Source organism: Nitrospira lenta (assembly GCF_900403705.1).
GTDB lineage: Bacteria > Nitrospirota > Nitrospiria > Nitrospirales > Nitrospiraceae > Nitrospira_D > Nitrospira_D lenta.
Map to the genome: position 1 here is coordinate 502,594 of NZ_OUNR01000001.1, position 24,071 is coordinate 526,664.

The following is a 24,071-nucleotide window of genomic DNA, read 5'->3' on the forward strand; positions in this document are numbered from 1 at the left end:
CGCTACCGGCCTCAATTGACCGCCTGGAGTGACACCGCCACCTGCTGCCGCTTATTTGCGCGAATGATATCGAGCGTCACCTGATCGCCGACCTTGCGCGCCTCCATGAGATCCATCATATGGTCGATGGTTTCAACCGGCTTTCCGTCGATGGCCACGATAATGTCACCGAGTTCGATGCGACCAGCTTGCGTCTGGCGGGCGCCCCGGAGCCCGGCGCGATCGGCACTCCCGCCACGTGACACCTTCCCAATCACCAGCCCTTTGATCCCCCATCGTTTGACGATGGAATCGGGCACCAGCGACACGCCTAACCCTGGCCTGATGAGCTTGCCGTGCTTGATCAGCTCCGGCACGATCCGATTCACCGTGTCCACCGGCACCGCGAAGCCGATACCGGCATAGGCGCCGCTGGGGCTGACGATTTGCGTGTTCACGCCGATCAATCGTCCGCTGTTGTCGAGCAGCGGGCCGCCGGAATTGCCGGGATTGATCGCCGCGTCGGTTTGCACCACGCCCTCAATCGTCCGGTTCGACATCGACTTGATCGTCCGCCCTAAGGCACTCACAACCCCCGTGGTCAAGGTATGGTCCAGCCCGAACGGATTGCCGATGGCTAGAACTTTCTGCCCGACCCGCAAATCGTGCGACGCCCCGATCGCCAGCGGCTCCAGGAGATTCTCAGAAGCCTTGATCTGTAACACCGCCAGATCGTGATCCGGATCGGCCCCGACGATCTTGGCCTGGTGCTCACTCCGGTCGGCCAGCGTGACCTTAATGGTATCGGCCCCATAGATGACGTGGAAATTCGTGACGAGATACCCTTGCTTACTCCAGACAAATCCGGAGCCGGATCCCTGCGGGACCTCCATCGTATCGAAGGACCAAATGTCGCGTTGAATCGCCGTATTGGCGATGAAGACCACCGACTTCGTGGCCCGCTCGAACACCGCGATGGTCGCGCGTTCATCCGGGCTCAATTCGGCCGGTGCGGGAGTGACCGGCCGAGGCTTGCCCTCCGTGCCGTCGTAGGTCCCGCCGAGCGGTTGACCCCAGTCCGCCGCCATAGCCCACAGGCTCAAGGCGAGAACGCTGGCTCCCGCCGTCATACCAGCAAGACTTCGCATGATGCGCCGCAGGCTCATCATCACTCACCGATGATTTGAAAAATCAGCTCGCGCGTGCGGGATCGCGTATCGAAGTCGACCACGACGAGTTGCTGCCAGGTACCGAGCAGCAGCGTCCCGCCGGAAAACGGAATCGTGACAGATGGCCCTTGCAACTGCCCCCGGATATGGCTGTGCCCGTTGTCTTCCCCGGCATTTCTCGTATTGTGCTGCCAGGCCGGATCGGCCGGTACCGCCCGATCCCAGAACGCTTTCGTATCGGCTCGAATGCCCGGCTCGTCTTCGATGATCATGATCGACGCCGTCGTGTGCTTCACAAAGACCGTGACGATCCCGGCGCTCAGACCGGAATCGGCGACGGCAGTCTGGACTGACTTCGTCAAATTCTCGATATGCGTATCGCCCTGCATATCCACGCGAGCGGTCACAGTCTTCACAGCCATATCAACACTCCATCTGCCGAAGAAAGCGCCGTTCGCCCGGCGAAAGCCGGCCACCGCGCGCTTCTTCCAACACCCGGTCGAACTCGCCGGCAGCAGCCAGCTTTCGCAACGCCGTCATCACCGCCTGACTCACGATACCTTCCCGCTGTAACGTCTCCAGATAGGCAAAGGCATCGGCAAGCGTTTCTTTTTTCCGCACATAATAGTCGCGCCCGCGCTGCTGATTGCTATACGCCTCGAACTGCTCGCAGGCGACCAGCACTTCCGCCAACTGCTTCACCCAGGCCGGGGCATCCGCCAGCTTCTCCGGATAATAGTAGTAGAGCATCACCCGCTGCATCCACGATTCCCATCGCACGCCCAGCTGCTTGATCTCGCCGCGCACGGCCCGCAGCCGCCGCGACAGCCGCCGGGAATACCCCAGCCGCATCTCGACCTGCTCCTTGGCCCAGGCCGTCATGGGGATACCGGCCGCATCGAGATCATCTCTATATCGACGCAGGAAAGCTTCGGTCTCGCGTCCATATGCGGTCTCCGGATGCAGGGCCCGCCATTCACGCGGCCTGGTCGGAATGCCATGCGCTTTCGCCCAGGACCAAATTTTTCCAAAGAGCACGCGATCTAATCCCGCCCGGCCCAAATCATGCAAAACACAAGCGATCTGATACTGACGCACTCGCGCAGAGTCGTGCCCCAATGCAGCGGCCACGGCCGCGCACATGCGCGCCGTGCGAACGGCATGCGGCCGGTCGTATCCGCGAATGATGCGGCGGGGAACCATCGGATGCGGATAGTCGTAGAGGCGCAGCAGCCGGGCCACGAGAGCTTTGGAAATCAACAACGGGGCGCGAGAAGCCGTAGAGGTCATGCGTAATATGATCGGAAGGAGACTGCCATCGACTGCGCCGAGAATAGCGTTCGGCGAAACGAGGTGTCAAGGCAACGGACGGAGTCACCGGCAGACTTAAGGACTCGATCAATTCATGAATTCTTGCTATGCTCCGCGGCGTTCTACCGTAGTCAATTTCCCTGAATCCTGAGGCGCACGATGCAACGCAAAAGATCGCTGTTCACATGGCTTGTCGGCGCGGTGCTGTGCGCCGGAGCAATCGGTTTCAGTACGGACTCGCCGGCATCCCCGCTCGACCAGCTCACGGATCTGACCGGAAAAGTCACGGTCATTGTCACGCTCACCGGGCGTGATAACTTCACGAGCGAATATCGCTACGATGTCAGTGTCCGCAATATGACCGCCGATCCGCTGATCGCCGACACCCTGCTCATCGTCCTCGATAAAATTACGAACCTGGCCGGTGAAGACCATGAAGCGCTGACCAATGAATCCTTCCTCAACCGGTTCGACATCCTCGGGCAGGATGGAGAAACCGACGAGAGGAAACCCTTCTTCCACATTCCACCCGGCAGCCCCGCGGATTTACTCCCTCAAACCAATAGCCGCGCGGCCTCCGTCCGGATTCGCAATCGAGACTATGTCGCCGTCTTCACGCCGGCCTTCAAGGTCTACGGCAACAAACGGCCACCACCTGAACCGAAACAGCCGACAGCCCAGCAGGCACAACCTGCCGCCGCACAACGCCATACAGACAAGCAAGCAGAACGGCTGCTCCAGTTGCTGCTCAAGAAGGGCGTCATTACGGAAGAAGAATGGCGGAAGGCCAACCAGCCATGACCGATCCAACATGCAAAGCTTGCCAAGGGATCTGGCCACAGGCCGACCATTTCATCACCGATCTGGGGCTGTCTCAGGCCTACTTGCATGAAGATCAATTCTTCAAGGGCTGGACCGTCGTCGTCTTCCGGCGCCATGCCACCGAACTCTTCCAGCTGGCCCCCACGGAGCGGATGCAGTTGATGGAGGAAGTCACCCTGGTAGCCAAGACCCTCGCGCAGGTCTTTGACGCCCGGAAGATCAATTACGAACTGCTGGGCAATCAACTGCCGCACATCCATTGGCATCTCATCCCCCGCCTGGCGACCGACCCGGCTCCCTTGGAACCGGTCTGGCGAGTGCAACATGAGCCGATCCAACCACCAGCCCATGAGCTCCAGGCCAGCATTGAACGGATCAAAGACGCGATGGCTAAGCTGCGCTAGCCCGGTCACGTGCTCTATTTTGCCATTCCTACACTGTCTGCTCTGTCCGATCGGATGCTATAATAGCTCCCATCCATGCCCATCCCAGGAGAGTCACAGATTTCGATGCGTCGTCTGGTAGGGCTCGTGACCATCCTTGTTGTTCCGCTGCTCTTCGAACTGCCCGGCGCGTCGTTCGCCCAAACGCCAGACGAACAGATTACGGATCCACCCATTCTCGAATCTCCGGCTCCGGCCCCACCACCCCAGTCCCCGCAACAAGACGAGCACCGTCTCTCTGAATGGACGGAGCAAGAGCGCAACAACGCCGTCTTCATGCTGAGTGAGTTGCGCGAACGGGTCAGGACGTTTCCCGCCAGCGCAGAAGACCGTCTCAAGTTGGCGCAAGGCCTCTACCGCGTCGGCGATCTCGACGCCGCGCTCGACGAGTGCCGCGTCGCCCTTAAGCTCCAGCCGAACAACGCCCAAGCGCTGCTGCAACTCGGCATCGTGCTCATGGCGAAACAGGACGGGCGCGCGGCCGCTACTGCCCTGATGGAAGCCATTCTCCTCGACCCCGAGCTCACCCATGCGCACTACGCGCTCGGAGGGGTCCAATACGGACTAGGCAATGTCAAAGCGGCAATTCACTCGTATCGGCGAGCCATTGAGCTGCAACCGAACTTCCCCGACGCCCGCTATCGTCTCGCCCTATTACTGAAACTGACGAACCGCGATCAGGAAGCGGCGCAATTCATGGAAGAAGCGGCCGCCGGGGGAATCCCGCAAGCGCAATTTTTTTCAGGCAATGCCTACAAGAGCGGCCAGGGGGTCGCGAAAGATCTTGGCCGGGCCATCTTCTGGTGGAATAAGGCGGCTGAGTTCGCCCACCAGCCGGCGGCGGACGCCCTGGCCAAACTCCGTCGGCAGGCCCTTTCGAACGACCAGACAGACCGGCGACGAAACGACGCCCTCGAAGGATTTCGCACCTACCGCGCCCTGCTCTGGGCGGAGTTTCCTGATTACAGCCGATCGGGCGACCAGGACACAGTAGGAACGACGCTGCTCAAAGATCATCGTCTCGACGAGGCAGTCTCGATTCTCCTCCAAGAAAGCTATGCGCTGAGCGACGTGGCGCTGGACGAACTCGCCAGACTCTACGAAACCGGGCTGGACCAGCACCTCGCCCCCTTCGACAAGAAAATGCTCAGCTGCATTGAGACCACCGCCGCCGAAGGTTTCGTCCCCGCCAAGAAAGCGCTCGCGCGCATCTACGGCCTCGGCCTCGGAGTGGCGCCGGATCGAGCCAAAGCAAAAGCCGCCCTTAAGGGCCTCCCGAAGCAAGAGGCACAGGCCCTCATGAATGAACTGAGCCTCCCATAATTCACATGTTCCACCGGCACACACTCTGGCGGCACTTCATCACCTCGCTGCCTCTCCAAGCGCTCACGATCGGGATACTCGCGACCCTGCTGGCCAAGCTGCTCTGGCTTGCCGCTCCCGCAACATTCACGGCTCTCGACTGGACGGTCTATGACACCTGGCTGCGTCATCGCGCTCCGATTGCCGTCAGTCCTGCCCTGACGATTATCGCGCGCGATCCCGTGAGCGAAGCGCAGTTCGGAGCCGGATCTTGGGACCGGGCTATCCTGGCTCAGCTCATCACCACGGCACATGAAACCGGCGCCGCCGCCATCGGCATCGACCACCGTTTCAACCAGGCCAGTCCTCCCCATTTGGGCGGAGCCGCCAGTGACGCGCTGCTCCTGGAAGCCACGACCGCGGCTGGCCACCTCGTCACCGTCTTCGCCGACGAGGCTCCACCGGCCATGGATGCCATCATGCAAGGACACCTGATCCTGTCCCCTCATAGCGACCATGTCGCCCGTTCCCTCCCCTTCTTCGTCGAGCACGGATCTCAGACACTCCCCGCATTCGGACTGGCGCTGTTCTCTCTCACGAAAAACCAGCCTCTCCCCCACGAAACCGGCGCAACCGGCCTCGTGAACGCGGTTGGCAATGGGACACTGGCGGACTTGCCGACCATTCCACTATCCAACGTGTGGGGCGCGATCCAGCGTCACGATAGTACCGCCCTCGATGGATGGATGAAGGACAAGGTCGTCGTCATTCTGTCTCAGCCCCCCGCACAGAACCTCTGGCTGCTACCGACGGGACAGTCCGTCGATGGGATGACCGCGCATCTCCAGTTCCTCAACAGTCTCCTCACGGACAACCGGCTCTGCCAGACCGGACCGCTCGGCCGCGCCGGCATCACCATGGTATTCGCGGCGTTCATTGCCTGGTGCCTGTTGCGATTTCACGGATCCATCAGTCTCGTATTCGCCGCCGGCGTCATCGCGCTCTATGCCGCATTGACCGCCGCCGTGCTTGGCGGGCTGCATCTCGTGCTGCCGGTGGCGCTCCCCCTCACCGCCGCGCTCATCGTGTTGCTCGGCACGACCGCCTGGACGCACCTCACGGCAGGCCAACGCATGATGCTGTTGGAGCAAGACATGCTCCGCATCCAACAAGACACCGCCGCCGTGCGGGAAGCCCTCGTACTGCGGGAAAGTCGCGCCGACGCCCTACAAGAAGATTTGGATGCAGCCAAGGCCGCCGCCGCGCAATCAGCCGGCCAGCGGCAGGACCTCGCCCGCGCCACCGAATCCCTGCGGGCCGAACTGGCCGACGTGCAAATGCAGGAACAGACCGCCCGCGAACAGCTCGAAGGATTGGAGCGGCAACTCCACGATCTGCGCGCCGCCGGTTCCGAATCCGAAACCATCGGCGATACCGCGCTCACCCAACTGGCCATCGAATGTCGCCAGCTCGGGATCATGACCAGGGATGCATCACTCCTGCGCCTGTTCCGAGACGTGAAGAAGGGCGCCGGATCGCCGCTGACCGTCCTGTTCCTTGGAGAACCGGGAACCGGCAAAGAACTCTTCGCCCGCGCGGTCCATCGGCTCAGCCCCAGATCAAGCCGGACCTTCATCGCCGTGAATATGGCGGCCATCTCGCCGGAACTGTTTGAAAGCGAACTCTTCGGTCATACGAAAGGCAGTTTCACCGGCGCCACCGCCGACCGGCGCGGCTACTTCGAACTGGCCAACCACGGCACCATCTTCCTGGACGAAATCGGCGATTTACGGCTGGATCACCAGAGCAAACTCCTCCGCGTGTTACAGGAAAAATCCTTCTATCGGGTGGGGGCGACCATGCCCACGACCGTCGATGTCCGCATCGTGGCCGCGACCAATCGCGACCTGCAACGCGGGGTATCCGAAGGCTGGTTCAGAGAAGATCTCTATTTCCGGTTGAAGGGATTGGTCTTCAGGCTGCCGCCCCTCCGCGAACGGGCGGCGGATATCCCGCTTCTCGCCGACGTCTGCCTGGCCGAGATCGCCGGGCAGATGAGCCGGCCGACTCCCAAACTCTCCAATGAGGCCCTGCACTTGTTGACTGAATATGCCTGGCCAGGCAATGTCCGGGAATTCCGTCATGCACTGGAGCGAGCTGTCGCCTTAAGTGATGATCCGGTGCTGACGAGATCGGCCTTCTCCCTGGAAGGAGCTGGAGCGACACCGACGCTCCCGCTATTGAATCCGTCACGCCTACTGCCAGAACCGGCCGGGGACGCGGCCGTGCTGGGCTGCCTCAGGCAGCACGGATTCGACATGCAGGCCACGGCGAAAACCCTCGGCTGGGACCGCAGCACCGTGACACAACGCTTGAAAGGCCTCTGCTTTCAAGCCCTCGTGGAATCCAACGGCGACCAGGCCAAGGCCGCCCTCGCCATCGCCGGAGACCCGACCTATCTGAGGACCGTCGAACTCAAGCTGCTCGACTACCACAACCACCTCCTATCGGTTATCGCCCCGTTCAAGACCGCCGACGAGGCCCTGGCCGACTGCACCAGGCGTTTCAAAAACCTGCCGGACCGGCATTTTGCCTCGGTTGACACCCTCGTCCGGGATCATTTTGCCAAGATTCCACCTCCCTGACTCCCGTTGAGCCATCTACTCACCGTCTCCAGAGAATATTCACTGACAGCAGGCTGACTGCGGTCGAGAACTCGCTCCACTCAAAGCGAATTCTCCGTCTGTGCATAATCGCCACAGACCATGAGGCAGTGTAGCGGCCATCACCTACACCTCTACAGAATCCGCGGATCCGGCATCCTACGATGCAACGATTATCAAGCTTTTTTCACATACCGACAGCGGGTATATCGCGGCACCTGGATTGCACATGTCCACGCGCCCACTGGGAACCACTTTTTATATTTTGGGACTTATCCATGACACCCTCTTCCATCGTTCGCGAACTCCGCTTCACCCAGGTATCTCTCGCAGTCACCGCCACCGCCGCCGCCCTGCTGATCTGGTCGACCGGGACGGTCGCGACGACCGCCCTGGCTCACGGTCAGGTCGGGTATCTCCTGGAAGCCCTGCTCTTTGGAGCGCTCGCCGGATTCTTAGTCTACGGCAATCTGTGCTACCAATTGGCGCGGCTTGGACAGCTCAAACGAGAGGCTGCATTCCGCCTGTCGGCCCTGGCGCCGGCCACACCCTTCGACCCACTATCAGCTCCGGCTCTCACCGTCCTGGTGCCGTCATACAAAGAAGAGCTCCCGGTCATCCGTCAAACGCTCTTGTCCGCCGCCCTTCAGAACTATCCGAACAAGCGGGTCGTGCTGCTCTTGGACGATCCTCCTGCCCCCAAAACCAGGCCCGACAGAGCGGGATTATGGGCGGCGCGCAACCTTCCCTTCGAATTACAGGCCTTGCTCAACGAACCGGCCACCCACATGGCCCGAGCCCGGGCGGCATTCCAGGCCAGACAAGCTAACCACACCGTGGCCGTCAGCGACGAATGTGTCTGGCTCTCAGATTGTTTCAGACTGGCGACCCAGTGGTTTGAAACCCAGGCGAAGCACTCCCCGACCGAGACGCATACCGATATCTGGTTTGCCGAACATGTGCTCAGCCAATCCGCTGAATCCTACCGGGAACAGAGCGCCCAGTGGTTCGCCCGACGCAGAGAGCCCGCGCCTGTCTCCGACGGGCAACTTCTTGAAGAAATTGACGCCGCCTATACAGAGTTGGCCGCCCGTTTTCAGGTTGAATTCGATGTCTTTGAGCGGAAGCAATACTGCAACCTGTCGCACGAGCCCAACAAGGCGATGAATTTGAACAGCTATCTGGGTCTGATGGGCCGGCGCGTCCGTCCGGTGGTACGCCAGGCAGGGCTCGCCCTAGAGGAAACCTCCTCGAGGGCCGGTAGCCGTCTGATTCCCAATACGCCCTACGTCATCACCCTGGATGCGGACAGCCTGTTGAAATCCAACTATGCCGGCACGCTGGTCCGCCTGATGGAACAGCCTGACTACGCGCGGGTGGCCGTCGCCCAAACGCCCTATAGCGCCTTCCCCAACGCACCGGGTGTCTTGGAGCGGACCGCCGGAGCCACGACCGATATTCAATATCTCGTGCACCAGGGCTTCACCTACTTCGGCGCGACCTTTTGGGTCGGGGCCAATGCCTTGCTGAGAACGTCGGCGCTCGAAGAGATCTGCCTTGAATCCACCGAAGGCGGGCACCTCGTTCGCCGTTACATTCAGGACCGAACGGTCATTGAAGATACCGAATCGACCGTCGATCTCCTGGCTAAAGGATGGTCGCTGCATAATCACCCCGAGCGGCTGGCCTATAGCGCCACCCCGCCGGACTTCGGATCGCTGGTCATTCAACGGGCACGGTGGGCCAACGGGGGCTTGATCATTCTGCCCAAGTTGCTGTCCTTCCTGCGCCGGACACCGAAGCAGGCGAGAACGGTTCCGCAAGCCCTGCTGCAAATTCATTATTTGACCTCGCTGGCCTTCGGCCCCTTGAGTGTCTTGCTCCTGTTGGCGATTCCATTTTCCGCCGAATTGATGACACCCTGGATGTTCATCGCCGCGCTGCCCTACTTCGTCCTCTATACCAGGGACCTGGCGAATATGGGCTATCGGCCGTTCCGGGATTTCGTTCGCGTCTACGCGCTCAATCTGCTCTTAATTCCCATCCACCTCACCGGCGCAGCCACCTCCATGCGACAAGCCATCGCCGGCATCAAGATTCCATTTCGCCGGACTCCCAAAATCTCCGGGCGAACCAGAACAGCGGGACTGGATCTGGCCCTCCAGCTGGGCATGGCACTCTCCAGCCTGGCCTTAGGGCTCTACTACGTCGCGCAGGCCCGATGGATGGCCGGCGCCTTTCCCCTCGCCAATGCGGGCCTGTTGATCTACGGCATCCGCCAATTCATCGGCTTTGCCGAAATGCGGCAGGATCTTCGTTTGAGTCTCACGGAAACGTTCAGCGCCATGGCAGATCGCGCACGGCGGGCACGCGCGCGGTTCATGCCCGGCGCGCTCGCTCCGCTGACCCCGGTGATCGAGTGGAGCAAAGAACTCCTTCTTCCAATACGGGCGCGATTCGCCTCCCGCCAGATTCTCTGGAGTCTGTTGGTTGCGCTCGAAGTCGTCTCCCCCGCCCTCGCCACCGGACAATCCACGGCCCCGCTCAACGCCATTCAAATTGAGAATCGCAAACCCGGCACCAGCGACTGGATTCTGGCCAAGCCGGCCCAAAACCATGAGATCGAAGGCTATGCCTCCGCAACCAGCGTCAATCAAGGCGAGACGATTCGCTTTTATGTCCATTCGACCGCACCCACCTACCGCCTCACGATCTATCGCATGGGATGGTACGGCGGGCTCGGCGCGCGGCAAATATCTGAATCGATGGAACTGCCGGGGCACCGGCAACCAGCCCCTGCCGTAGACAATGACACCGGCCTGATCGAATGCCGATGGGAACACCCGGTCGTGCAAACCATTCCAACCGGCCGCCAAGGCGAGAACGCCTGGCCATCAGGGTACTACCTGGCAAAGCTGACGGCGGAACCTACAGGAGAGGAGAGCTACATTCTATTTATCGTCCGGGATGATCAGCGCCCCTCGGCCTATCTCGTCCAGGCCAGCGTCACAACCTATCAGGCCTATAACAATTGGGGCGGCCGCTCGCTGTATTCGTTCAACAGTCCCGGAGGCCAAGCCGCGAAGGTCTCGTTCGACCGTCCCTACGCCGGCAGTGCCATTCCTGCTGCCGCCTCAGGAACCGGGGCGGGCGATTTCCTGACGTCCAACTCGATCCCACCCGGCTATCCGGCCTCCCCTGCCGGCTGGGAATACAATATGGTCCGCTGGCTGGAGCAAGAAGGGTACGACGTCACCTATGCCACCAACCTCGATGTGCATGCGAACCCCGCGCTGCTCGCCTCGCACCGCGCCTTCCTCTCGATCGGGCACGATGAATATTGGACCTGGGAAATGCGGCGCCACATCGAACAAGCGCGCGACCGAGGCATTCATCTGGGTATCTTCTCCTCGAATACCTGCTATTGGCAGATCCGCATAGAACCCAGCCGCGTCACCGGTGACCCACTCCGGACCATGGTGGCCTACAAAGAGAATACGCCACGGCGCGACCCCTTCTTGAGCGACCAAAGTCCGGACAACGATTACCTCGCCACCACACGCTGGCGTAATGCGCCCGTGAGTCGCCCCGAGGCAGGCCTGCTCGGCACCATGTATCTTGAAGTCGAGAACCCCGTCGATAGCGCGTATGTGATTGAGGAGGCTGACGCCTGGATGCTCGCACAGACCGGTCTCACCAAAGGCTCGTCACTGCCGGGCGTCGCCGGCTATGAAGTCGATGGACTGAGCGCCGCCAGCCCGGCCGGCACACACATCATCGCCCGCATGCCCGCGGGCCAACTCGCCGGCGCCGTCACCCTCTATCGGGCCGCCAGCAACGCGCTGGTCTTTTCAAGCGGATCGATGCAATGGAGTTGGGGACTGGATGATTTCCAGGCCCCACACCTGCGCAAGTCCGTGCTGAACCCGGCGGTTCAGCAGATCACCCGCAACGTACTGGCTCGATTCACCCGCGCAGAAGACTAAGCCGTTTCAATCCGGCCTCCCCGGCCCGACCAGAAACCCACACGCTTCCGCTGACAATCACTATGGCAATCGCATCGACATCCCTCCCGCAGGCGGAACCGCCCCAGGGTCACCCCAAGCCTCATTCACGCTCGGCCCGATACGATGTCCTGCGAGTCAGCGCCTGCCTAGCCGTTATTCTGCTGCACCTCTCTGCCACGATCGTGATGGATCGTGAGTTGGTCTGGTCCGCTGGCTGGTATATCTCCCTGGCGATAGACGCCGCCACACGCTGGTGCGTGGTGGGCTTCATCATGTTGAGCGGCGCACTCTTACTCAGCCCCGACAAACACACCCACCCGAATGCGTTCTGGGAAAAACGGCTGCACCGGCTCCTGCCCGCGCTGATTGCCTGGTCGGCCATCTATCTCGCCTGGCGCGCGCTCTTCTGGCACCAATCGCTCACACCGGCGCTCATTCTGCATGATCTCATCGCCGGCAGACCATACATCCACCTGTACTTTCTATTTCTCATTGCGGGGCTCTATCTCGTAACCCCATTACTCGCCGCAATCGTCAATCGTCTCAGCCCCGCTCAACTCCTAGAAGCCATCCTCATCATCGGCATGCTGGCCATGGCAGCCAACCTGTTCGATTTTTTGGCGTCCAGTGCCTTTACGATGTTCGTCCCCTACCTCGCCTACTACTTAGCCGGATGGTATTGCGTGCACGTGATGGATAATCCGCCTCGCCGGTATGCGCTGCTCATCGGCGGAACCGTTGCCGTCATGACCGTCACCACCGTGTATTTAGTCTACGCCCTGGGACTAGACAACCGCTGGAGCTTCTACCCGTTTGAAGACTTCAGCCCCACCGGCATCGCACTGGCAATCGCCATGTTCACATTCATCATGCACGGCCGCATCTCCCCGCGCATCGAAGCGCTCGCACAGCCGCTCGCGCCGTTGACGCTCGGCGTCTACCTGGCTCACCCCATCGTGGTGGAGCTGCTGCGGTATGGCTACTTTCTGGCGATGCCGATCTTGCTCCAGCCTCCTTACTACGTGCCCGTCACCTTTCTCCTCACGTGCGCCATCACCTTCGGCCTCGTCACGCTCATGCAGCGAATCCCGGGCTTGCGGCGGATCGTATAGCGGATTACGTACCGAGAGCAGGCTCACTCAGGCATGGTGGAGGGACAGGAAGACCAGGCAGGAGCAATGGTAGGCTCAAAAGACGGCCGATTACCGCCAATTTTGAGGGACCGAGTTCTGGCTGGCATAGCGATCGAGTTTTTCGAGCAATTTATCCACCTCCATCACCTGGCGACTCGCAAACCGCGATGGCCCATATTGAGCCTGCCACAGTTGTTCCTGAGGCACTAAGCGCTTCCATGCCGCCCGCACACTATTCAATTCCTTAAAGCGATCCCGCCACCATCGTTCCGGGCGCCCGCCCGGCCAGTTCGAATTGGCCGGGATCTCCTCAAAGATCACAACCTGCCGCACCGAATCGATTTTGAATGAATACTTGGACATGAAATGCATCCCCAGGAGCCCCTCAAAGGAACCCGATATCGACCGAGTTACCGTGGCAGGGATGAAACTATCCCTGGCTTCCCCTACCTGAATTTTATCCAGAAAGGTCAGCAGCGCGGGCACCGAGCCCCCAATGCCGCCGGCCTGAATCAGGACCTTCCCTTCATCGCTCCCATAGATACCAAGCTGCCCGGCAAGTTTCGGTGAAATCAACACACCCGGCGCACCTGTGTCGATCGCCATCGGAGCCGTCACAGAATCGTTGAACTTGACCGAGACGATCACTCGTTGCGCGGTGCCCTCATAGGCTTCGAACGGCACCTCAAAACTATTCAGCTTCGGTGGCTGCTCCCTTGCTTCAAGCATACTCCCAAGAATGAGAGCATCCGCACTCGAGAGCCCCCCGGCCGAGTTCACGGAAGATCGTTGAGGATTCTTGTCCTTGAATTTGTCCTGCTTCGCATGATGGCGAAATTTCTGGGGCACATTGTCCAAAGAGTCGGAGAAATGAACCATCCCCTTCTCATCGGTCCATTGCACCAGGTCTCCGGCGAACAGAGCGCAGGGGAACACAACCAGCGCCAGGACAACACCCTTCACAAAAGCGTTCACCATACTCATCCCTTCTGGTGTCCGTCGCGATCCGACAACAGAATCATGTTCGCAACGCAGACACACTGCGCGTATTTCCAGGATTCCCTATCGAAAACTCTAGCAGAGGGCGGCTCTTTCACGAAGCAGAAAGCCAAATACCTTCGCTCTCCTAAACACAGAGCGTCAACGCCTGACCAGATACCACGGCAGGCCTTTCATGTTGGTAGGATCGGCAGGAGTAGCTGATTAGGCGCCGCTGGGCTGCCAGGTCGACGGTTTGAAGTAGGCTTGGCGTTGGTTCTGATTAACTGCCTTGCGGATGACGAGAAAGTGCTCGGAGCAGGACAGGGTGTCGATCTCGCTTGGAGAGAAGAAGCGCGCATCGGAGGTCTCTTCGTGATCGGGACGAGGCGTTCCTCGAATGACACGCGCAGAAAATACGGTCGTGACGGCGGCGAGCTGATCGCCATTGTCGTAGGTCTTAGAGAAGTGCTCACCCGCAAAAACGCCGAGGAGGTGGGTCAACTCGACGAAGACTCCGGCTTCCTCCCACGCCTCCCGCACCGCCGCGTCAGACGGCAATTCATGCGGGTCGATGATCCCGCTCGGCGCGCTCCAGCGGCCAGAGTCCTTATCCTGAATCAGTAAGAGCCGCCCGCTGTCGTCGTACGCGAACACCATCGCGGTCGGAACTTGCAACAGCTCCGTGCCGATCTTGGAACGGAGTGATTTAATGAAGTCTGGAATGGGCATAGGTATGAAAGAGGCGACTCAGGAGGCAACCTTCAACGCCTTTAATCCAGTCCATGGCTTGATCTTCGACAACTTCGGCCCCAACGCCCGCTCGGCAACTTCCGTGTCATAGGCAGCCTGAGCCCGCAGCCAATAGCCATTCGACAAGCCAAAGAACCGACAGAGGCGCAAGTCAGTGTCGGCTGTAATAGAACGCTTGTCGCCCACAATGTCGCCGATCCGCTGCGCCAGAACCCCGACTTCCTTTGCCAGCCGATATTGACTGATCTCCATCGGCTTCAAGAATTCCTCCAACAACAGCTCGCCGGGAGTGACAGGTTTAAGCTTACGCATTGCGATATTCTCTTAGCTGGATTTAATAACAGTCGGAACCCTGCCGTTCTCAGGCGGCAATTTGTTCGAACGAAAAATGGGGAATGTCCGCTCGATCCCATGCATGCTCAATCGTCATCGCACAAATATTGCCTTCTTTATCGAAGTCGAGTTGTGTATTCTCATCCAAATCTCTCGTTTCTGCGACCGCTGCAACTCGAAACTCGATGTGGAGCGTGTCGGTGTCCTGAAAATACTTGATGGTCATGGGTTAAGCCTCTGCAGGCGAGAGGGATTACGCAGCCGTTCGCTTACGCCGTGCGGGCGCCCGACGCGCACGGCGAGGTTGCCCTGCAGTCGCACCAGCAGCATCACGCAGAACACGCAACGCCCGATTCACCGAAGCCGCATCAGGAAATACCTTGGCTAGGTCAGGATCAACCAGCACAAGATTCGTCCCTGCCATTGCCCGCTGATAATACTTCCCCCGGATACCCCCCTTGAGTTTCGTCAAATCATATTCGGCCCGGAGTTCATCCTTGACTGATTTAGCTGAGGCCTTCCGCATATTGCTTCCTATCTGTTGGAGTCGCCCGCCTGGCGGCTTATAATCCGAATCCGCCCCTCACGCTCACAATGCGAGAGGACCAGCACGCGACCCTCTGTCGATATCCCAATCGTAATTTCTCTTGGCTCGTCATCCGAATGGTCCGGATCGTCATACGTCAGGGCCGCTCCATCATGAAATACCGACGCGGCTTCCTCAAATGACACGCCGTGTTTCCGCTTATTGGCATGAGCCTTTCTAGGATCCCATTCATAAATCACGCGTCAACGGTACCATGGCTCGGCTCCGCAAGGCTAATAGCAGGGTATTAGCATGGCTGGCAACTCATCGGAAACTGAGTGAAGAACAAAGGGGCCTTCGCCTATCACCCCACGCGCCACAGCAACAGCGTCCGCCCGCGCACTATCTAGCGCGCCAGATACTCCCTCATCGCCGGCTCCGGCACGTCCGTATCCCAGAACACCTCGCCTTTTTGATACTGCTCATCCCAGTCGATGCGCGCCATAGATTATTTCATCAGCACAGGGTCGCTCGCGAGAAATTCAGCATGTCTCCTATCTTCCCCCTGCGACATGCTCTAACCATTGGTCGCGGGATAATCGATACAAACAATGCTTCCGCAGCGTACTCCCGACCGGAATGGCCGGGTGTTCAAAGGATTCATCTGTCTGCCACATACCAAGTCGCTCCATAACGGCACGGGACCGGAGGTTGCCGATTGAAGTGAACGACACGATTTCCGGTAACGCGAGCGACTCAAAGCCCGTGCGAAGCGCGCCGCGCGCTGCCTCGGTGGCGAAACCTTTCCCCCAATGCTCTGCAGCCAGCCTCCAGCCGACCTCGACACAGGGAGAGAATGGAAGCTCTGACGCCGGTATATGCAGGCCGACATAGCCGATAAACTCATGGATGTCTTTCTTTTCCACAGCCCAAAGCCCCCAGCCACGTTCAGTGATGAGGCTTTGGCAACGATTCGCCATGGCATCGCTTTCTGTGCGACTGAGGGGCGCAGGATAGAACTGCATGACCGCTGGATCGGCATTGAGCGCAGCGAAGGGTCCGAGGTCGGCATCATTCCATTGACGCAGCAGCAATCGTTCTGTGTCGAATTCAATGAGCTTGGCCATGAACGCGTAGACCGATCCACACAAAAAGCGGAGCGGCTGACTCCGTAGGTCTACCACACCACTATTGATTGTTCTTCAATCCGTGTTCTGGCCGATTCGCCAGAGGACACCAGAGGGATCGGAAAGACAAAAGTCCCGCATTCGCCACGGCTGACTTTCGATTTCTGTTACGCGCACACCGTATTTTGACACGACTCCGCTGGCCAGGACGTGGTTCCGCCACGCGCCTACATCTTCTACGAGGATGTGCATCATGAAGTTCTCCGCCAGCGACGCTGCGCAGAAGTCTTGCAACAGAAAGCTGACGTGCCCGAAGTGAAAGTAGGCGACACCGCCTCCTTCCGACGCCATCGTGAAGCCCAGGTCCTTGTAGAATTGCTTGGAGAGCTCGAAGTCTTTGGCCGGCACGAACGCCTTGATTTCCGTAATGCGAAGGTTGGACACGGTTATCCTTTTCGATGTTGGCGTTGGGCAGAAATACAGATGACCGACGCCGGTGTGTGCATCACAACTGCAATTCCATAAAAACCGTCTCCCGCAAGGGCGTGTCGTAATAGGCCGACCGCCGCACGAACCCCAAAGATTCGTAGAGCTGAATCGCGCGGTGCATCAACGGCAACGTATCCAGCCTCATCGCCGAATAGCCACAGCCCCGCGCGTCGGAAATCACGCGCTGCGCCAGCGTGCGTCCTAAACCGCATCCCTGATATGCAGGCCGTACATACAGACGCTTCATCTCACAGACCGTCTCGCCCATCGGACGTAGCGCGACACAGCCCGCCGATCCATCAGTGCCTGTCGCCAAAAGCAGACAGCCTCGCGGCGGCGCATAGAGGCCGGGCAGAGTCATCATCTCGTCGGCAAATCCCTGAAAGCTCAGGTCGATGCGAAGCCAAGCGGCATACTCCTGAAAGAGATCGCGTACCGCTCCGATGTGTTTCGATGTGGTGGCTTGGGCTATCTGCACATGCATGCTCGCGCCTATCCTTCACTGGACTAGAACACACTGCGGACAAGACCACCCTCCGCCCGGATACTGGATCCGTTGATGACAGAAGCCCTTGGGCTACAGAGGAACGCAACGATGTCTCCTATTTCTTTGGGATCGATCAGGCGGTTGATCAGTGAAGTAGGCCGGTTTTCCGACATGAATCGGCGCTCGGCTTCTGACGGCGCTAAGTCGGGAAACACGTCCTGAATGAATTTCTCCACGCTCGCCGTGCGGGTGGGGCCGGGCAGGACACAATTCACCGTGACTTGAGTTCCTTTTGTCAGTTCGGCCAGTGACCGGGAGATTCCCAGCTGCATCGTTTTTGTGGCGCTGTAGTGCGCCATCTCGGGCGCCGGAGAAATTCCGGATTCGCTGGAGATAAACACCACGCGCCCGTGCCCTCGCGTGAGCATGCCTTGGAGATACTGACGGGCAAGCCGAACCCCGCTCATGATGTTGACCTCAAAGAGCCGTTGCCAAGATTCATCGGTTTCATCAAAAAATCCGACGGCTTCATAGATGCCGAGATTGTTGACGAGAATATCGACCTCTGCCACTTGCGAGAGTGTTGCCGCGCATCCTGCTTCCGTTCCATTATCGGCAACCAATGGGATGAGCCCAGCACCAGGTCCGCCCAAGCTCTCTATCGCTTGCTCCACGCTTGCGTGAGTTCGACCGTTGACGATGACGACGGCTCCTTCAGCAGCTAACGAACGGGCGATCTCCAAACCGATGCCACCCGATGACGCGGTCACCAAGGCTGTTTTGCCTTCTATGCCTAGTTTCATAATGGATATCCTTTGGTTCGATGGCTTGTCACTGCCTATGCGGGAGAACCGGCCCCTTACTCCATCTTTGCTTCTCCCTGCATAAAACATGTGGTTTCTAGAATTCTTTTTTCACCTCACGGACTATTGTAATACCGTGCGGTTTTCAGAAGAAAGTACGACGTCAGCCAACAGGAGTTTTCCTGCCGCATGCCGCCCGTCACGGGCAGCGCGCCTCAGCCGACCATGAACTTGCAAACTTCGCTGACCCTGATGACAGTGGATGCCGATACGAGAAGAAGTGCAGCGGTCCGATACCTTCGTTTTGGCGAGTCGCGTGTTATGCGGCGACTGTTGTGAGGTAAGGCGTGATATTCTTCATGGCCCGATCGACATACTCTTCTTTTTCGCCAACGGGCGCCACATAGTGCAACGCAGAGCGCGCTGCCTCTTCGCCCTCGAATCGGGCGATGATCCATGCCGACAAGTACTGCGAAGCAAGAAAGTGAATACCGGTGTCAGGAACCAATGCCTGCCAAAATCCCCAACCGTCAGTCCGAACAATGGTTCCTGACACCTTTGTTTTTCTCGGATAGCTGGAATCATTCAGATCACCGAGCGGGAACAGCCACTCCAGCGAGTCGTCTTCGGTTGCGATGAATCCGTCAAGACTTGTGGCTGTGTAGTACTGCGTTTTCATGATGTGAGTTTCGGCGCGCCATGAGGTCTGACCACCTTGATTCCCTCACCCAAGAAGATGCTGGCTCCTGCCCGGCGCTCCCCACCGGCAGAAATGTAGGATGGCCCCGTTTTTCTGTCTCTAGGATCTTGAATGCAAACAGACACCTTTTTCTTCGTCTACTTCGATATCTGCCAGATCGCGGCATTATTTCCGCAATCACCAGTGACAACGGCTCCTCCGTTTCCACCAAACGAAAATACACATTCGTTGGTGCCAGGACGACCATAAAGCCTGATTTTGTCTTGGCTTCTCAAGTAGCTGGCGTCGTTGAGCTTCACATAGCGACCGTCGTTTGTTGCAACCTGGGTCGTAAGCGCCCCGATTTGGCCTTTCGCTGATTCAATATCGCGGCCAATTGCGCTCGCCATGTCTTCGGGCAGTCGCTCGTCACGTGGCCAAAGAACGTTATAGTTTCCAAAATTCGTGGATACAACGATTGATGATTCCGGGTAGGTATTGACCTTTTGCGCGTTCGAATCGGGTGTTCGAGTGCAGGTGAAATTCTGCGACTTTGAAATCACCACGTTCGTAGATTGGTTAAATGCAGCTTTCTTACCTGCAATCTGCCCTGCGCATACTACAGGCCCGCTTACCGACACGCCGCTCAAGGTAATCTTTTGCTCGACTGCCGACTTTAGAAAGAACGCCGACGTGTCCCGATTAACGATGTCATGGGTAATTGTTACGCCTTGGGTCTGCAAGCGGAGGCAGTCGGTGACTGTATCAAGTGCTTTGCTCGCAATCCGCTCTTCATACGAAAACTTTCGTTCTTGCATAGCAGTAGTGCCTGCATAGCTCTTACAGAAATTTTTCATTGCCTCCTCGCTGTTGGAGGCGGATCCTGTGAACTTAATCGGTATGGCCTTAACGACTGCGTCGAGTCCTAAGCTACCACTCGAGGTCTTCGTATTGCCGCTTGCTTCACAATAACTATCGAAAACTGAATTGAGGTAGCTAGAGGAAGACGTAGAAATCGAGAATTCTTTAAGTGTCCTTGCTATATCCGTACACTGCAGTGCTTGCGGAAAGGCAATTGAAGGAAAACCGAGAACAATCAGTGTAAATAGTAGACGGCGATTGTCTTTCATGTGACTCCTCCTTTGGAGCGTTGGTTGAGGCAAGAAGATCGTACGCGAGAAGTAGCGTTTTCCCCACATCCAGAAGTTCAGAATGTCCCCGTTTCACATCCTCCGTCCTAAGCACTAATTCGGAACCAATCCTTGACCAGCAAATGAAAACGAAGAATTTCGTCGTCATTCAGTTCAACACTATGAGCTATGACATTCCGGACCATATTGAACTGAGTCAGAATTTGCTGAGCTGCCTTCTGGCTTCTTAGAGTGTCTGAAAAATCTACCCAATTGGCATTTAGAATATCGATCAGCTCTCCAAAATTCGTGTAAGTCAACGGGTCATCAGATCGAATCGACATTGGCGTATCTTTTTCTTTCTTCTGTTTGTCTGCCACGCTTGTTCTAACGCCAACTGGGACTTTCTGCTCCCACCAATCCACGCCGTGCTTCTCGAGAAGTCTTCCCGAAATCAGCCGTCGAATGGTATTCTCAAGACTGTAGTAGAGGACGTAGAAGTCAGCCATTCGTCGCGCTGCCTGTCGAATGTCTGACTCAATAAGGTCACTATCCACTAAATTATCTTTCTTTAGCGTCTTCGCATGGCCAAGCTCAATGCCTCGCTTCTCCAGCGCAATTAGATCTGCCTCCAGCATCAAATTCCGCATCCCAAAGAGGCGCAGTCGATCACTTCCCCCACTTTTAGCCATCGAGTAAATGCTCCTTCAGGCTTTTAAATATAGCATTGAAGACCTCAATCTCCGTCGTAGCAGGGAGGTTAAGGTTAATCGTGTACGAAATCCCCACCGACCCATGCAGTAACCGACGCTGAGCACCCTCGTCAGCACCTTTTTTCCCCTTTGCATCGTCGTCCGCTGCCAGAAGCTTTATCGGAGCTGCTGTGGCCTTGAAATTAGCCAGCTTCGCCAATTCCATGAAAGTCGCAACAACAGCCGGAATAGTAGGATCGTCTTCAGCCGTACCAATAAGAGCCCGAAGTTTTGATTGCAGTTCATCCTTCTTCAGATTGTGCGCATACTCGTTCGCCTTGTATAGATCGGAATAGGCCAAGCGAATTTGCGCTGCCATTACAGCCCCCTGCTGCTCGTCGTCTCTGTAGTTTTTGTAGGCCTCCGTTGGCACATTCGCTGCATCGATGAAACCAAGTTTCTTGAGAAGTGGAACCAGGGCTCTGTGGCTTGAAGATTTAAGTTCAAGGACTGTTTCCATGAAGTCTTGTGTGAACTTGGGGGGAACTGAGGCTTTACGAATCTCGGAGAATAGCTTTGGAATAGAACCATACCCATTCACATAAGGCGGGTACTTAATGGCACCTTTCACCTTTTTATCGGTTTGTTCAGCCGTGGCATCTTCATTCTCATTCTTCTTCGCAGCCATAAATCCCCCCCTCTAGCGTGGTATCTAGCAATCACTCATGAAGGTCATTGATTAATTTATGCATCATCGCCTGCCTTTCAGAAAACTGTATATGACCAGATACGACGTCAAAGAATATCCTTCCGAGATGACCCTTTATCACAATAAATTGACTGATCTGGCGTAACTTTGATTAATCGCTACGTATGGTTTTCGATGTCGGCCTTCCTTGCTACTTTCTTTGACACCAGCTCCATCTCGTAGATCCTTGCAACAAAATCGGCCGACAGCTTGATCTTTGATGAAAAACCACGCCCCTTTTGCTCGGGAGGGTAACCACGAACAAACTCAACCGCACCAACATGCTTTCCACGACGCTTCATAAGATCTATTGAAGGGATGCTATCGGCATCACCGGAAACGACGACCGCCACATCGTAATTACTCTCAAGGGCAACCATATCGACAGCAAGTCGTGTATCCAGCCCTTTCTCTTCGCATGCATGCGAAAACAAATCTACCTTCCAATGGCCCACCTCAAGAATGTCAATAAGATCGGTGGAACTTTGAACACCATGATGAAACCGTTTCATGCCATCTAATGTCCGCTTCTTTCCTTCGTACCATGCTCGGAGTTCGTCAAAGCATAGCGACCATGCTTTTCTGGCTACAGCATCTTGGCCCTGACTTGATAACATCTTTCCTGCCATCGCCATGTATCCAGCTTTGGCTTGCTTGCTCTCTTCGAATCGTTCTCGCAGATAAGCTTGCGCCTGCGCCTCATCTAAATTCCAGGAATCAATAGAGCCCACTTGGTACCAGTACACACGCTGTAGCAATGTGATCGTGCTCTGGCCCGCACCGACCGAGAAGCGCCATTGTTGTTCCGCTACTTTGAAAAGATAAGTAAAGAAGGTCTGATAATCATCAACCTCTATACCCATTCCCTTCAGCGATCCAAATAGATTCGACCCATCCACAAAAAACGCGAATCTAGCCATTGCGCCCCTCAATTTTAGATGCTTCTACCTCGGCCATTCCCTGCAATATAACGCGGCAGTCTACTTCAAAGTCTATTAGGTATCCAATACCTCCATTCGGGGTATACCAGGATGTTCAAACTGGTCGTCCCGCAAGTCCACGATATATCAATGCTCCCTCCAAGCTTGCTCGTTGCCCTCTCCTCTAGAACAACGCCCGCGCTAGTTCCCCTGCGCCCGTCGAGCGAGCACCTCACTCCTCTTCTCAACACCCACACCTTCTTCCCCAGGGAGCTGCCAGACCGTCCTTCACCGCGCGCATTGAGCGACCACCGTTTCATCGTGGGGGCTCAGCGAGCAAGAAGGATGGTCTGGCGGCTCCCCCTTCTTAGTCCGCACATACCGCGAGCAGGAGGATGACTAGCCTCCACCTCATTTTTTTGCGGGGATAGCCCCGCATCCCCTGATGGAATTCATCTCCCCGCATCGCGTTCACTCCTCCCCCACTCTCTGAACCCCTGAATTTTCCTCACATCTTTCTTAATTCCCTCGCACGTTCCCACCGGCACTCCGGTTGCTCAAGCACAGGACCGTCGGCGGGCGGCGCGGAGGGCCGGAAAGGGGGTGAGCAGGAACGAGGCCGTCGCAAGTGCCGGATCGCCGCCGGATCAGCCGACGAGAGACACGACAACTTTCAACAATTGAACGTACGAGGAGGAAGCCATCATGCAAAAAGGTCCATCCCAGATTTCGTCAGGTAACATCAGCCCCGCCGTCATGGGGCCGCAGAAAGACACCAAAGACATCGTCATCCTCTCCAGCCTCGTCCTGATCCTGGCAGGCCTCTCGGCCGTGGCCTGGATCTATACCGAAACCAAAGATCCGAAAGCCCTCACCGCCCCATCAGACAAGGTCGAGTCGGCCAGGGTATCGGAGATCCTCAAGAAGGCCAGCGGGCTCTCTCAAGCCGAAGCCTCCATCTCCTCCTCCACCCCGGTGACTGCCCCGGTCTCGACCGTGGCCGACATCATTCACAGCGATGTCTACTTCGAAGTGGGCCGCAAGGGCCTCACGGATGAAGCCAAGGCGCAACTCGCCGTCCAAGGCGATCTGCTCAAGCAGAACCAGGACTATGCCGTGCTGATCCAGGGCTATACCGACCAGCAGGGATCGGCCACCTACAACAAGAAGCTGGGGATGAAGCGGGCCGAAACCGTGAAGCAGGAACTCCTGAACGCCGGAGTGGCCGAACATCAGATGAAAGTCGTCAGCCTCGGTGAAGACGGCGTGCTCTGCATCGACAACAGCGATACCTGCCGGCACCTCAATCGCCGGGTGCACCTGGACATCCGGAAGATCGGCCAGGAGCACCTGGTCATCCCGGCGGTCGCTGCGACGACGGCCATCGATCCGGCTGATTCGTCTATCGAGCAGAATGCCACGGGGCAAGACGCGGGCTCGACCGGCAACGTCCCACCCTCCTCGTCCGATCCGGCCGTCACCACATTCGACCCGGCATCGGGCAGCTAACATTCGTCCTGGTTAGGTTCTGCGCGAGGTGCATACCTCGCGCAGACTAGCCTTCATCCACCACCGAC

The 24,071-nt window shown here is 57.7% G+C and carries 24 protein-coding genes and 2 pseudogenes; 7 read left to right on the forward strand and 19 right to left on the reverse strand.

Features of this window, described 5'->3' with window-relative positions:
* Nucleotides 1-11: 11 nt before the first annotated feature.
* From NITLEN_RS02445 to NITLEN_RS02455, 3 genes are read right to left on the reverse strand one after another with little or no spacing between them, the layout of a single operon-like run.
* Nucleotides 12-1,127 (reverse strand): S1C family serine protease, encoded by a 1,116-nt coding sequence (locus NITLEN_RS02445; protein WP_121988543.1) that lies wholly within the window; start codon nt 1,125-1,127, stop codon nt 12-14.
* A gap of 20 nt (nt 1,128-1,147) precedes the next feature.
* Complete coding sequence (locus NITLEN_RS02450) at nt 1,148-1,570, reverse strand: secondary thiamine-phosphate synthase enzyme YjbQ (RefSeq protein ID WP_121987985.1); 423 nt, start codon at nt 1,568-1,570, stop codon at nt 1,148-1,150.
* A 1-nt stretch (nt 1,571) separates the two neighbouring features.
* Complete coding sequence (locus tag NITLEN_RS02455; RefSeq protein ID WP_121987986.1) at nt 1,572-2,438, reverse strand: hypothetical protein; 867 nt, start codon at nt 2,436-2,438, stop codon at nt 1,572-1,574.
* Nucleotides 2,439-2,618: 180 nt separating this feature from the next.
* On the opposite strand from NITLEN_RS02455, the gene NITLEN_RS02460 reads away from it, so the two are divergent.
* From NITLEN_RS02460 to NITLEN_RS02485, 6 genes are all read left to right on the forward strand, one after another.
* Nucleotides 2,619-3,260, forward strand: coding sequence for a hypothetical protein (locus tag NITLEN_RS02460; RefSeq protein WP_121987987.1), 642 nt, complete (start codon nt 2,619-2,621; stop codon nt 3,258-3,260).
* Nucleotides 3,257-3,685: an HIT family protein gene (locus tag NITLEN_RS02465; RefSeq protein WP_181416588.1), complete on the forward strand. Its 429-nt coding sequence runs from the start codon at nt 3,257-3,259 to the stop codon at nt 3,683-3,685. Before NITLEN_RS02460 ends, NITLEN_RS02465 begins: the two co-directional genes overlap by 4 nt.
* Before the next feature lie 105 nt (nt 3,686-3,790).
* Nucleotides 3,791-5,047 carry a tetratricopeptide repeat protein gene (locus tag NITLEN_RS02470; protein ID WP_181416589.1) on the forward strand — a complete coding sequence of 419 codons (1,257 nt, stop codon included), beginning with the start codon at nt 3,791-3,793 and terminating at the stop codon, nt 5,045-5,047.
* A 5-nt stretch (nt 5,048-5,052) separates the two neighbouring features.
* A complete protein-coding gene (locus tag NITLEN_RS02475) occupies nt 5,053-7,671 on the forward strand; it encodes a sigma 54-interacting transcriptional regulator (protein WP_121987990.1) in 2,619 nt (872 codons plus the stop codon).
* A 296-nt stretch (nt 7,672-7,967) separates the two neighbouring features.
* The gene (locus NITLEN_RS02480; protein ID WP_181416590.1) at nt 7,968-11,675 is read left to right on the forward strand and encodes a glycosyltransferase family 2 protein; all 3,708 of its coding nucleotides are present in this window, start codon (nt 7,968-7,970) and stop codon (nt 11,673-11,675) included.
* A gap of 62 nt (nt 11,676-11,737) precedes the next feature.
* The gene (locus NITLEN_RS02485; protein ID WP_121987992.1) at nt 11,738-12,808 is read left to right on the forward strand and encodes an acyltransferase; all 1,071 of its coding nucleotides are present in this window, start codon (nt 11,738-11,740) and stop codon (nt 12,806-12,808) included.
* A gap of 90 nt (nt 12,809-12,898) precedes the next feature.
* On the opposite strand, the gene NITLEN_RS02490 is transcribed toward NITLEN_RS02485, so the two are convergent.
* From NITLEN_RS02490 to NITLEN_RS02565, 16 genes and pseudogenes are all read right to left on the reverse strand, one after another.
* Nucleotides 12,899-13,807, reverse strand: a complete 909-nt coding sequence (locus NITLEN_RS02490) for an aspartyl protease family protein (RefSeq protein ID WP_181416591.1) — start codon at nt 13,805-13,807, stop codon at nt 12,899-12,901.
* A 225-nt stretch (nt 13,808-14,032) separates the two neighbouring features.
* The gene (locus NITLEN_RS02495; protein ID WP_121987994.1) at nt 14,033-14,539 is read right to left on the reverse strand and encodes an NUDIX domain-containing protein; all 507 of its coding nucleotides are present in this window, start codon (nt 14,537-14,539) and stop codon (nt 14,033-14,035) included.
* Between the two features lie 18 nt (nt 14,540-14,557).
* Complete coding sequence (locus NITLEN_RS02500) at nt 14,558-14,872, reverse strand: HigA family addiction module antitoxin (protein ID WP_121987995.1); 315 nt, start codon at nt 14,870-14,872, stop codon at nt 14,558-14,560.
* Between the two features lie 49 nt (nt 14,873-14,921).
* Entirely contained in the window at nt 14,922-15,119 is a 198-nt protein-coding gene (locus tag NITLEN_RS02505) for a DUF2283 domain-containing protein (RefSeq protein ID WP_121987996.1), read from the reverse strand.
* A 27-nt stretch (nt 15,120-15,146) separates the two neighbouring features.
* A complete protein-coding gene (locus NITLEN_RS02510) occupies nt 15,147-15,419 on the reverse strand; it encodes a hypothetical protein (RefSeq protein ID WP_121987997.1) in 273 nt (90 codons plus the stop codon).
* A gap of 8 nt (nt 15,420-15,427) precedes the next feature.
* A complete protein-coding gene (locus NITLEN_RS18625) occupies nt 15,428-15,679 on the reverse strand; it encodes a BrnT family toxin (RefSeq protein ID WP_219999369.1) in 252 nt (83 codons plus the stop codon).
* A 294-nt stretch (nt 15,680-15,973) separates the two neighbouring features.
* Nucleotides 15,974-16,546, reverse strand: coding sequence for a GNAT family N-acetyltransferase (locus NITLEN_RS02520; protein ID WP_121987998.1), 573 nt, complete (start codon nt 16,544-16,546; stop codon nt 15,974-15,976).
* A 75-nt stretch (nt 16,547-16,621) separates the two neighbouring features.
* A complete protein-coding gene (locus NITLEN_RS02525; RefSeq protein WP_121987999.1) occupies nt 16,622-16,990 on the reverse strand; it encodes a VOC family protein in 369 nt (122 codons plus the stop codon).
* 61 nt (nt 16,991-17,051) lie between these two features.
* Nucleotides 17,052-17,519 (reverse strand): GNAT family N-acetyltransferase, encoded by a 468-nt coding sequence (locus NITLEN_RS02530; protein ID WP_121988000.1) that lies wholly within the window; start codon nt 17,517-17,519, stop codon nt 17,052-17,054.
* A 23-nt stretch (nt 17,520-17,542) separates the two neighbouring features.
* The gene (locus NITLEN_RS02535) at nt 17,543-18,325 is read right to left on the reverse strand and encodes an SDR family NAD(P)-dependent oxidoreductase (protein WP_121988001.1); all 783 of its coding nucleotides are present in this window, start codon (nt 18,323-18,325) and stop codon (nt 17,543-17,545) included.
* A gap of 319 nt (nt 18,326-18,644) precedes the next feature.
* Nucleotides 18,645-18,806: pseudogene (locus tag NITLEN_RS18630) on the reverse strand (AraC family transcriptional regulator); the annotation flags it as partial.
* Between the two features lie 83 nt (nt 18,807-18,889).
* Nucleotides 18,890-19,004, reverse strand: a pseudogene (locus NITLEN_RS18635) (dihydrofolate reductase family protein); the annotation flags it as partial.
* A 158-nt stretch (nt 19,005-19,162) separates the two neighbouring features.
* Nucleotides 19,163-20,134, reverse strand: a complete 972-nt coding sequence (locus tag NITLEN_RS02550; RefSeq protein WP_121988002.1) for a hypothetical protein — start codon at nt 20,132-20,134, stop codon at nt 19,163-19,165.
* A 107-nt stretch (nt 20,135-20,241) separates the two neighbouring features.
* Nucleotides 20,242-20,826, reverse strand: a complete 585-nt coding sequence (locus NITLEN_RS02555) for a Swt1 family HEPN domain-containing protein (RefSeq protein WP_121988003.1) — start codon at nt 20,824-20,826, stop codon at nt 20,242-20,244.
* Nucleotides 20,819-21,514, reverse strand: a complete 696-nt coding sequence (locus NITLEN_RS02560) for a DUF5343 domain-containing protein (protein ID WP_121988004.1) — start codon at nt 21,512-21,514, stop codon at nt 20,819-20,821. The genes NITLEN_RS02555 and NITLEN_RS02560 overlap by 8 nt, the downstream gene beginning before the upstream one ends.
* A gap of 179 nt (nt 21,515-21,693) precedes the next feature.
* Nucleotides 21,694-22,494 (reverse strand): NYN domain-containing protein, encoded by an 801-nt coding sequence (locus NITLEN_RS02565; RefSeq protein ID WP_121988005.1) that lies wholly within the window; start codon nt 22,492-22,494, stop codon nt 21,694-21,696.
* 705 nt (nt 22,495-23,199) lie between these two features.
* Between NITLEN_RS02565 and NITLEN_RS02570 the strand changes: the two genes are divergently transcribed.
* Nucleotides 23,200-24,003, forward strand: a complete 804-nt coding sequence (locus tag NITLEN_RS02570; RefSeq protein ID WP_121988006.1) for an OmpA family protein — start codon at nt 23,200-23,202, stop codon at nt 24,001-24,003.
* Nucleotides 24,004-24,071 lie beyond the last annotated feature (68 nt).

Bases quoted from the DNA above. Each gene is read 5' to 3' on its own strand.
- NITLEN_RS02495 (WP_121987994.1), bottom strand. From the start codon at position 14,539: ATGCCCATTCCAGACTTCATTAAATCACTCCGTTCCAAGATCGGCACG.
- NITLEN_RS02500 (WP_121987995.1), bottom strand. From the start codon at position 14,872: ATGCGTAAGCTTAAACCTGTCACTCCCGGCGAGCTGTTGTTGGAGGAA.
- NITLEN_RS02555 (WP_121988003.1), bottom strand. From the start codon at position 20,826: ATGGCTAAAAGTGGGGGAAGTGATCGACTGCGCCTCTTTGGGATGCGG.
- NITLEN_RS02560 (WP_121988004.1), bottom strand. From the start codon at position 21,514: ATGGCTGCGAAGAAGAATGAGAATGAAGATGCCACGGCTGAACAAACC.
- NITLEN_RS02565 (WP_121988005.1), bottom strand. From the start codon at position 22,494: ATGGCTAGATTCGCGTTTTTTGTGGATGGGTCGAATCTATTTGGATCG.
- NITLEN_RS02550 (WP_121988002.1), bottom strand. From the start codon at position 20,134: ATGAAAGACAATCGCCGTCTACTATTTACACTGATTGTTCTCGGTTTT.
- NITLEN_RS02460 (WP_121987987.1), top strand. From the start codon at position 2,619: ATGCAACGCAAAAGATCGCTGTTCACATGGCTTGTCGGCGCGGTGCTG.
- NITLEN_RS02520 (WP_121987998.1), bottom strand. From the start codon at position 16,546: ATGGCCAAGCTCATTGAATTCGACACAGAACGATTGCTGCTGCGTCAA.
- NITLEN_RS02445 (WP_121988543.1), bottom strand. From the start codon at position 1,127: ATGCGAAGTCTTGCTGGTATGACGGCGGGAGCCAGCGTTCTCGCCTTG.
- NITLEN_RS02480 (WP_181416590.1), top strand. From the start codon at position 7,968: ATGACACCCTCTTCCATCGTTCGCGAACTCCGCTTCACCCAGGTATCT.
- NITLEN_RS02465 (WP_181416588.1), top strand. From the start codon at position 3,257: ATGACCGATCCAACATGCAAAGCTTGCCAAGGGATCTGGCCACAGGCC.
- NITLEN_RS02535 (WP_121988001.1), bottom strand. From the start codon at position 18,325: ATGAAACTAGGCATAGAAGGCAAAACAGCCTTGGTGACCGCGTCATCG.
- NITLEN_RS02475 (WP_121987990.1), top strand. From the start codon at position 5,053: ATGTTCCACCGGCACACACTCTGGCGGCACTTCATCACCTCGCTGCCT.
- NITLEN_RS02455 (WP_121987986.1), bottom strand. From the start codon at position 2,438: ATGACCTCTACGGCTTCTCGCGCCCCGTTGTTGATTTCCAAAGCTCTC.
- NITLEN_RS02485 (WP_121987992.1), top strand. From the start codon at position 11,738: ATGGCAATCGCATCGACATCCCTCCCGCAGGCGGAACCGCCCCAGGGT.
- NITLEN_RS02570 (WP_121988006.1), top strand. From the start codon at position 23,200: ATGCAAAAAGGTCCATCCCAGATTTCGTCAGGTAACATCAGCCCCGCC.
- NITLEN_RS02490 (WP_181416591.1), bottom strand. From the start codon at position 13,807: ATGGTGAACGCTTTTGTGAAGGGTGTTGTCCTGGCGCTGGTTGTGTTC.
- NITLEN_RS02510 (WP_121987997.1), bottom strand. From the start codon at position 15,419: ATGCGGAAGGCCTCAGCTAAATCAGTCAAGGATGAACTCCGGGCCGAA.
- NITLEN_RS02530 (WP_121988000.1), bottom strand. From the start codon at position 17,519: ATGCATGTGCAGATAGCCCAAGCCACCACATCGAAACACATCGGAGCG.
- NITLEN_RS02505 (WP_121987996.1), bottom strand. From the start codon at position 15,119: ATGACCATCAAGTATTTTCAGGACACCGACACGCTCCACATCGAGTTT.
- NITLEN_RS02450 (WP_121987985.1), bottom strand. From the start codon at position 1,570: ATGGCTGTGAAGACTGTGACCGCTCGCGTGGATATGCAGGGCGATACG.
- NITLEN_RS02470 (WP_181416589.1), top strand. From the start codon at position 3,791: ATGCGTCGTCTGGTAGGGCTCGTGACCATCCTTGTTGTTCCGCTGCTC.